This is a genomic window from Streptomyces sp. NPDC060205, from assembly GCF_042728395.1.
GTDB lineage: Bacteria > Actinomycetota > Actinomycetes > Streptomycetales > Streptomycetaceae > Streptomyces.
In genome coordinates, this window is record NZ_JBHWZP010000383.1 from 1 (window position 1) to 8,385 (window position 8,385).

Genomic DNA, 8,385 nt, shown 5'->3' on the forward strand with positions numbered 1-8,385 from the left:
GGGTCACGGGGAGCGCCGCCACATGTGCGACACGCGCGACAACGGGTACGGCCCGGTGGCGGCCGTCCCTTCCGGGTTCCGCCGCTGTGGGAACGCAGACGACCCGCGTGCTCGGGTCCCCTCCGAGGAGGGGGCCGGCCGGACTTACCGGCAAGCACGCGGGTCGGGTGACTGCTGAGATTGGGCCGGCTGCACGCTCGTCTCGCGCGCTGGTCCGGCACCGCACTGTGTGTGGTGACGGGCCGCTAGCCCGCAGCCACCTCGCTGGTCCGGGTTTCAGACATGTACCCGATCACCTCCTTTCGGCGTGCGACACACACTAGGAACCGTCGCGGCTGCGCTCAAGTGATTTTCCGGGACGCCGATTTTCCGGGGCTCCGACGCGTTGACGGCGGCGACGAGGGAAGCGATCTTGTGGAGGGGGCCGGGACGACGGAGATCCGGCCGACCGGGGGTGACGTGCCCGCGCACAACGATTTCCGCAATCTTGCGGGAACCAGATGTGGGCTGCGTCACGTTCGAGTTGAATGATTCCTAGTGAGTGATTCGTAGTGAGTGGACAGACGCGCGGGCACACCGCGCAGGACACGCCGACACGGCCTGCAGGGGGTGCCAGGTGAGTGCTTCGCGGCGTAGTGGGACCACGGACGAGCTCGGGCCGGACGAGCCGGAGCGGGACGGGGCCGATCTGCTGGCCGCTCTGCTCGACGGGATGGACGCGGCGCTGTGCGCGTTCGACGCCGACGGAGTGGTGACGCACTGGAACCGCGAGGCCGAGCGGATCCTCGGCTGGACCGCGGCCGAGGCGGTCGGGCGGCAGGGGTTCGCCGGCTGGGCCGTGCGGACCGCGGACGCCGAGGAGGTCGAGAGCCGGCTGCTGTCCGCGATGCAGGCCCCGGGGCGGCAGGTCCACGAGTTCGCGCTGCTCACCAAGGAGGGCGGCCGGGTGCTCGTACGGACCCAGTCGGCCGCCGTTCCTGGCCCCGACGGGAAGCCCGCCGGGGTGTACTGCGCCTTCAGCGAGGTGCACGCGCAGATCGATCTGGAGCGGTCGATCGCCCTCAGCGAGGCGCTGTTCGACGACGCCTCCTGGGGTGTCGTCCTCGTCGACGCCGATCTGCGGCCCGCCGTGGTCAACGGACACGCCGCGCGGGCGCTCGGCACGGGGCGTACGGCCGTACTGGGCCGCCCGCTGGGCGAGTTGATCGCGCAGGGCGTGGAGGAGCTGGAGAGCGCGCTCACGCACGTCCTCGCGGAGGGTGCGCCGCCGGCGCCCGCCGAGATGTGGGTGACGCTGCGGACCGCGGAGGGCGAGCAGCGCCGTTGCTGGCGCAGCGGTTTCCTGCGGCTCGCCTCACCGCTCACGGAGGAACCGGTTCCGCTCGGGGTGGGCTGGCTCTTCCAGGACGTGACCGAGAGCAAGCAGACCGAGCAGGAAGCGGCGCTGCTGCGCTTCAGGACGAATCAGCTGCACCGGGCCGCGCGGGCCGCCGCCGAGTGCGAGGACCCCGCGGAGGCCGCGTCCGTCCACCTCGACTTCGCGCTGGCCGGGTTCGCCGACCACGCGCTGATCGACCGGGTGGCCGGCGGTTCGGTGGCGGACGGCGAGGGTCCGGTCCGGCTCGTACGGGGACCCGCGACGCCTTCCGGAGCACCTGGGCCAAGCCTGCCCGCGGGCCGGGCCGGGTTGCCCGTGCGCTACTCCGACGGGCATCCGGCGCTGCAGTGCGTCGAGCGGATCGGTTCCGTGCGCGCCAGTGCGGGGTCGACGGAGCCCGACCGTACGCGCGACTGGGCCGTCGCCCGGCAGTGGCCCGCCGACTCGGTGCACGCGCTGTGCGTCGTGCTGCGCAGCCGTGGGCGGACGCTGGGCGTCGTCACGTTCCTGCGCGGCGCCAGCCGCACGCAGTTCGAACGGTTCGACGCGACGTACGCGGAGGATGTCGCCGTCCGCATCGCGGCGGCCCTGGACCTGGCGGCAACCCTTACGTGACCCCCCTGGGGGCTGCGCCCCCAGCCCCCCACCGGCCTGAAAAGAAAAGCCCGGCGAAGCCGGCTTTTCAGGGGCGCGGGGAACTGCGCGACCGGCCACGGGCGGCCCGCACCCGGCAACGCGTGGGGGCAGGGGCGCAGCCCCGCCTTCCAGGGGCGCGGGGAACTGCGCGACCAGCCACCAGCGACCCGCACTCGACAACGCGCCCGGTGCAGGGGCGAAGCGCCGCACTCAAGGCGCACCGGCCGGCAGGCTAGCGCTGCCAGTAGAAGATCCGGTCCCCGTACTCCTCGAACACCCGGTCGTTCCACTCCAGCCCGCCGTCCACGTTCCCCGACCGCAGAAGCGGAGGTTCGAACCCGCGCTCCGCGAGGACACCCGCGGCCGTCGCCATGACGGACTGCAGGAGCGCCGAGGTCACGACGGTGGACGCGGAAGCGAAGGGCGCCGCAATCGTGTCGAGGCTGAGCTCCGCGTCGCCGATCGCGATCTTCGAGTCGAGCACGACGTCGCAGTGGTCCTTCAGGTACGTCCCCGACGCGTGCCGGGACGCCGTCTCGGACGCGTACACGACCGACGTGACCCCGATGACCTTGAGCCCGAGCGCGCGGGCACTCATCGCCATCTCGACGGGCAGCGCGTTGCGCCCGGAGAGGGAGATGACCACCAGGAGGTCCCCGGAGCGGGCGGGGCTGGCGCCGAGGACCGCGCTCGCGAGCCCGTCGACCCGCTCCAGCGCGGAGCCCAGCGTCGCGGGCATGACGTCGACGCCGACCGCGCCCGGCACGGCGAGCAGGTTCATCAGCGCGAGACTGCCCGCGCGGTAGACGAGGTCCTGTGCGGCCAGCGACGAGTGCCCCGCGCCGAAGGCGAACAGCCGCCCGCCGTCGGCGACCGTGTCGGCGATCATCGTCCCGGCGGCCTCGATCGACGCGGCCTCCTCGTCCCGTACCCGCTGCAGCAGGCCGATCGCGGCGTCGAAGAACTGCCCGGCCAGCTTGCTGTCGCTCATCGGCGAAGCCCCTTCCGCTGTCGTGTCGCGGATCACGTTGCGGTCTGGACCACTGCTGTGTCAATACGCTCCGCAGGGGCGACACTGGGTGACGAGGGTCCCTCTCCAACCCGGCCGTGCGCCGGGCCCGGCCGCATCGCGCAGGCACTCGTCACCACGTGGTTCCCACGGCGCGGCACGGTTGTCAGTGGGATGCGTCAGAATTGATGCCAGGGCCAGCGCACACGCCGGTGAGCCACCCAGCCTCCGGCAGAGCTAATCGAGGGGCACGTATGTCCGGACTGATCGACACCACGGAGATGTATCTCCGCACCATCCTTGAGCTGGAGGAGGAAGGTGTGGTCCCCATGCGCGCCCGGATCGCCGAGCGGCTCGACCAGAGCGGGCCGACCGTCAGCCAGACCGTGGCGCGCATGGAGCGCGACGGTCTCGTGGCCGTCGCCAGCGACCGCCACCTGGAGCTCACGGAGGAGGGCCGCCGGCTGGCCACGCGCGTGATGCGCAAGCACCGCCTCGCCGAGTGCCTGCTCGTCGACGTGATCGGTCTGGAGTGGGAGCAGGTGCACGCGGAGGCCTGCCGCTGGGAGCACGTGATGAGCGAGGCGGTCGAGCGCCGCGTGCTCGAACTGCTCCGCCACCCGACCGAGTCGCCGTACGGCAACCCGATCCCGGGCCTGGAGGAGCTGGGCGAGAAGGACGGGGCGGACCCCTTCCTGGACGCGGGCATGGTCTCGCTGGCCGACCTCGACCCGGGACTCGACGGCAAGACGGTCGTCGTACGCCGCATCGGCGAGCCGATCCAGACGGACGCGCAGTTGATGTACACGCTGCGCCGGGCGGGCGTACAGCCCGGTTCGGTCGTGAGCGTGACGGAGTCCGCGGGCGGGGTGCTCGTGGGCAGCGGCGGCGAAGCCGCGGAGCTGGAGTCGGACGTGGCGTCCCACGTGTTCGTGGCGAAGCGGTAGGAGCGAGCAGGACTACTGCCTGTCGCCTCCTGTGCGCACAGCGCACAGGCCCGTACGGGCGGCGGGGCCGTCCGCGCGTCCTTCCCGGGCTGGCCGTGCGGATCTCCGTACGCCCGTCCGGGCGCCGTCGTGCGCTTCGGCGCGCAGCGGAGCGTGCCGGAAGGCGGGGCCATGACCAGGGCCTCTCGCGGCCACCTCTCCCCGTCGCGAAACACTCCGTCAACTCCCTTCACGCGCACCTCAGTTGCCCCACCTCGGCGTTCCCTCAGAAACAGAGATTCAGTGCGCGGAATCGCAGCGAACGCGCCGTTCCCGTGCGAGGCTGTCGCGAAAGGCATATGACCTGAGGGCTCTGGACCGGGACGGCAGCGGGGCCGACGCGCGGTCGGGGAGGGGGCGCAAGGATGTGCCGCGGACGTGAAGAGGGCCTCGGCGGCCGGTGGCGCCGAGGCCTGTCCTCCCCTGTGCTGACCCGGAGCCCCGAGCTCCCAGGGTCATCCCCTTCGGACCGTTTTCCCCGAGCGGCCCGCCTCCCGTTGAAGATCTCCCCTCGGCGGCGGCGGTCAATCCTTGGTCGTGGTCACTCGAAGGAGGGGTGTTACCGCCGAGAAGCCCACTTTCGAATACGCATTCGATAGCGTATGGGTGACGGATCGACCACTGATTACGCAGGAACAACCAGCAGGAGCAGCGGCACGGCGAACGGTACGGGTGAACCGGCGGGCTCGTGCGGGACGAGCCGGCCGAGCGGATCAAGGGGGGTGCCAGCGTATGGTGCGGCGCATCGACGTGACCGGTGCGAGCGGGATACGCCTCGCTGCCTGGGAGTTCGCCGACCCTCCCAAGACCGATCCGGGCAGGGGCGGCGCGGGCACGGCGAGGGCCGGCGGCAGCGAGCAGGCGCCCGGCGTGCTCTTACTCCACGGGCTCATGGGCCGCGCCTCGCACTGGGCGTCCACCGCCCGCTGGCTCGCCGAGCGGCACCGGGCCGTGGCGCTCGACCAGCGGGGCCACGGACAGAGCGCGAAGCCGCCGGAGACGGAGTACACACGCGGGGCGTACGTCGAGGACGCGGAGGCCGCTCTGGAGGAGCTGGGCCTCGCCCCGGCCGTCCTCATCGGGCACGCCATGGGAGCCCTGACGGCCTGGCAGCTCGCCGCCAGACGGCCCGACCTGGTGCGGGGCCTGGTCATCTGCGACATGCGGGCCTCGGCGCTCGGGGCGGCCTCCCAGCGCGAGTGGGAGGAGTGGTTCAAGGCCTGGCCGGTCCCGTTCGCCACGCTCGCGGACGTCCGGAAGTGGTTCGGCGAGGACGATCCCTGGGTGGAGCGGCCGAACACCTCGCGCGGTGAGTTCTACGCCGAGGTCATGGTCGAGCACGAGGACGGCTGGCGGCCGGTCTTCGAGCCCGAGCAGATGCTCAAGTCGCGGGAGACGTGGGTGTACGACGCGCACTGGGAGGAGCTGGCGCAGGTGCGGTGTCCCACGCTGGTCGTGCGCGGGCTCGACGGGGAGTTGGGGCGGGCCGAGTCGCAGGAGATGGTCCGGGTGCTGCCTGATGGGCGGTATGCGGAGGTGGTGGATGCGGGGCATCTCGTCCACTACGACCAGCCGGAGGCTTGGCGGGCGGCGGTTGAGCCGTTCCTGGACGACGTGCTGCGGTAGGGGGCGGGGGGTGTGTCGTCCGGCTGCGGGCCCGGTGGGGGCTGGTCGCGCAGTTCCCCGCGCCCCTTAAAAGATTGCGCCGTTCCCCGCGCCCCTGGAGGCGGAAGGCTGCGCCGTTCCCTGCGGCCTAAAGACAAAAGATTGCGCCGTTCCCCGCGCCCCTGGGGGCAGCGGGGTCAGCCCTTGCTTACTGCTGTCAGGATTTCTGGGAGGTGGCGGGCGGTTCGGGGGGCGGCCAGGTGGAGGCCTGACAGGGTGAGGAGGGTGCCGTAGGCCGTGCCCAGGGGGAGCAGGAGCCAGGTCCAGTTCTCGCCCGTGGACGAGACGTTCAGCCAGATCGTGAGGGCGATGACGGGCGCGCACAGCAGCGCGGCCGCGACCATCCCGCCGAAGATCGCGATCCAGGCCAGCCCCGCCTGCCCGGGAGCGACGTTCTTGTAGCCCTCCTGCGGGATCGAGTACGGGAAACGCGCCGAGGACCAGGCGCCGGTCGCCAGCATCGCGCCGAGCAGCGCGAAGGACAGCCCGAGCACCTCGGGCAGGGCGGCCCAGTCGCCGAGCAGCGCCGTCGTCAGGACGGTGACGAGCGCGGTGTACGGGAGGGTGATCAGGAGGAGGGCCAGCGCCCGCCCCCGCAGCTCGACGTACGCGTCCCGGGTCGAGGAGATCGTCATCGCGACCATCCAGAACGCGGACGTGTCCTGCCCGAACTGGTTGTACATCTGGATGCCGAGCATCCCCGCCGCGAAGCACGCGAAGTAGACCGAGCCGGTCCCCTGCAACGCGTTGAACACCGGCACGATCAGCCCGATCGCGAGCGACGTCACCCACGCCGCCTTCGTCTTCGGATCCCGCCACACGTACCGCAGGCTGCGGGCCATGACCGTGCCCGTGCGCCCCGCGGGCAGCAGCCGGCCGAGGCCGGAGGTACGTCCCGCCTTGTCCCGTACGGGTTCGGCGGCCTGCAGGGTCGAGCCGTCCGGCGAGGTCATCAGCCGGGTGAGGGCCCGCTGCCAGTAGCCCAGCAGCGCCGCGAGGGTCAGGCCGCTCAGGGCGAGCTGGGCGAGAGCGACGGCGTACGAGCCCTCGCTGACGGAGTCCACGGCGCCGAGCGCGGACGCGGGCGGCACCCAGCGCAGGACGTCCACCGCCGGGTCCAGCGTGGCCAGGCCCGACGAACCGAGCCGCTGCGCGCCGAAGTTGACGACCTGGGCGCCCACCGCGATCACCAGACCGCTCAGCACGGCCAGGTCACGGCCCTTGCGGCTGGTCAGCAGACGGAGGTTGGCGGTCGCGACGGCCCGCGCGAGGGCCACGCAGACCAGGAGCGCGAGGACGATCGCGACGACGCCGGTGACGTACGCCGCCGCCCCGTGGGCCGTCGCGATCACCGAGCCGACCAGCAGGGTCAGGGTGAAGAGGGGGCCGATGCCGACCAGTGAGGCCACCAGCAGGGCCCGTACGAGGGGACGGGGACGCAGCGGGAGCATCACCAGGCGGGTGGGGTCGAGGGTCTCGTCACCGCCGGGGAAGAAGAGCGGCATCACGGCCCAGCCGAGGGCCAGGACGGCCGTCAGCAGCACCGTGACGTTCAGCGCGTGCGGATGGCCGCGCAGCGCGATCAGGCCGAGGAGCTGGAGCGCGGCGAACAGGAGCACGACGACGAGGGAGGCCACGTACGCGGCCCTGCGCCCGGAGGACTGCCGCAGACCGTTGCGCAGGAGGGACAGCTTCAGCCGTACGACGACGGGGGTGACGGAGGTGACGGAGGCGGCGCTCACCGGGCGCCGCCGCCCAGCCAGTCGAGGTCGGAACCGGTGGTGCGGCCGTTCGCGCCGACGAGTTCCAGGAAGGCCTGCTGGAGGGAGGGCGCCTCGCCGCGCACCTCGGTGAGCGGGCCGTGCGCGCGGATGCGGCCCGCGGCCATCACCGCGACCCAGTCGCAGAGGGACTCGACGAGTTCCATCACGTGCGAGGAGAAGACGACGGTGGCGCCGGAGGCGGTGTAGCGCTCCAGGACTCCGCGGATGGTCTGCGCGGAGATCGGGTCGACGCCCTCGAACGGCTCGTCGAGGAACAGTACTTCCGGGTTGTGCAGCAGGGCCGCGGCCAGGCCGATCTTCTTGCGCATGCCCGTGGAGTAGTCGACGACCAGTTTGTGCTGGGCTCCGGCGAGGTCGAGTACGTCGAGGAGCTGGGTGGCGCGCTTGTCGACCTCCTGGCCGGGGAGGCCTCGCAGGCGGCCGGTGTAGGCGAGCAGTTCGCGGCCCGAGAGGCGCTCGAAGAGGCGCAGGCCCTCCGGGAGGACGCCGATGCGGGCCTTGACCTCGGTGGGGTCGCGCCACACGTCGTGCCCTACGACCTCCACCGTGCCGTGGTCCGGGCGGAGCAGGCCCGTCACCATGGAGAGGGTGGTGGTCTTCCCCGCCCCGTTGGGGCCGACCAGGCCGATGAACTGGCCCGCGGGCAGCTCCAGATCGATCCCCGCGACAGCGATCTGCTCCCCGAACCGCTTCCAGAGCCCGTGTACACGCACCGCGACCGTCATGCCGGGCACGATACGGGTCGCCGGCGCGCGCTGTCGGTACGTGCGGGCCAGTGGGGGCTGATCGCGCAGTTCCCCGCGCCCCTTGGGGGGTGGTGCTGCGCGTTGTGCGTACGTGCGGGCCGGTGGGGGTCGGCCGCGCAGTTCCCCGCGCCCCTCAAAAGCGGGGCTGCGCCCCTGCTTTTGCCCCTTAAGGGGCAAAAGC

General features: G+C 72.1%; 6 protein-coding genes. 3 read left to right on the forward strand and 3 right to left on the reverse strand.

Annotated features, from left to right (window positions below; all coding sequences use genetic code 11):
• Nucleotides 1–616: 616 nt before the first annotated feature.
• Nucleotides 617–1,993, forward strand: coding sequence for a PAS domain-containing protein (locus ACFWGJ_RS38505; protein WP_387333609.1), 1,377 nt, complete (start codon nt 617–619; stop codon nt 1,991–1,993).
• A gap of 253 nt (nt 1,994–2,246) precedes the next feature.
• Here the strand turns inward: ACFWGJ_RS38505 and ACFWGJ_RS38510 are convergent, their stop codons facing one another.
• On the reverse strand, nt 2,247–3,005 hold the full coding sequence (locus ACFWGJ_RS38510) for an SIS domain-containing protein (protein WP_387333610.1): 759 nt from the start codon (nt 3,003–3,005) through the stop codon (nt 2,247–2,249).
• Between the two features lie 272 nt (nt 3,006–3,277).
• Here ACFWGJ_RS38510 and ACFWGJ_RS38515 point away from each other — a divergent pair, with 272 nt between their 5' ends.
• Both ACFWGJ_RS38515 and ACFWGJ_RS38520 read left to right on the forward strand, forming a co-directional pair.
• Complete coding sequence (locus ACFWGJ_RS38515; RefSeq protein WP_107015407.1) at nt 3,278–3,970, forward strand: metal-dependent transcriptional regulator; 693 nt, start codon at nt 3,278–3,280, stop codon at nt 3,968–3,970.
• A 771-nt stretch (nt 3,971–4,741) separates the two neighbouring features.
• A complete protein-coding gene (locus tag ACFWGJ_RS38520) occupies nt 4,742–5,635 on the forward strand; it encodes an alpha/beta fold hydrolase (RefSeq protein ID WP_387333611.1) in 894 nt (297 codons plus the stop codon).
• Nucleotides 5,636–5,811: 176 nt separating this feature from the next.
• On the opposite strand, the gene ACFWGJ_RS38525 is transcribed toward ACFWGJ_RS38520, so the two are convergent.
• On the reverse strand, nt 5,812–7,416 hold the full coding sequence (locus ACFWGJ_RS38525) for a transporter (protein WP_387333612.1): 1,605 nt from the start codon (nt 7,414–7,416) through the stop codon (nt 5,812–5,814).
• The gene (locus ACFWGJ_RS38530) at nt 7,413–8,183 is read right to left on the reverse strand and encodes an ABC transporter ATP-binding protein (RefSeq protein WP_387333613.1); all 771 of its coding nucleotides are present in this window, start codon (nt 8,181–8,183) and stop codon (nt 7,413–7,415) included. The genes ACFWGJ_RS38525 and ACFWGJ_RS38530 overlap by 4 nt, the downstream gene beginning before the upstream one ends.
• Between the last annotated feature and the right edge of the window lie 202 nt (nt 8,184–8,385).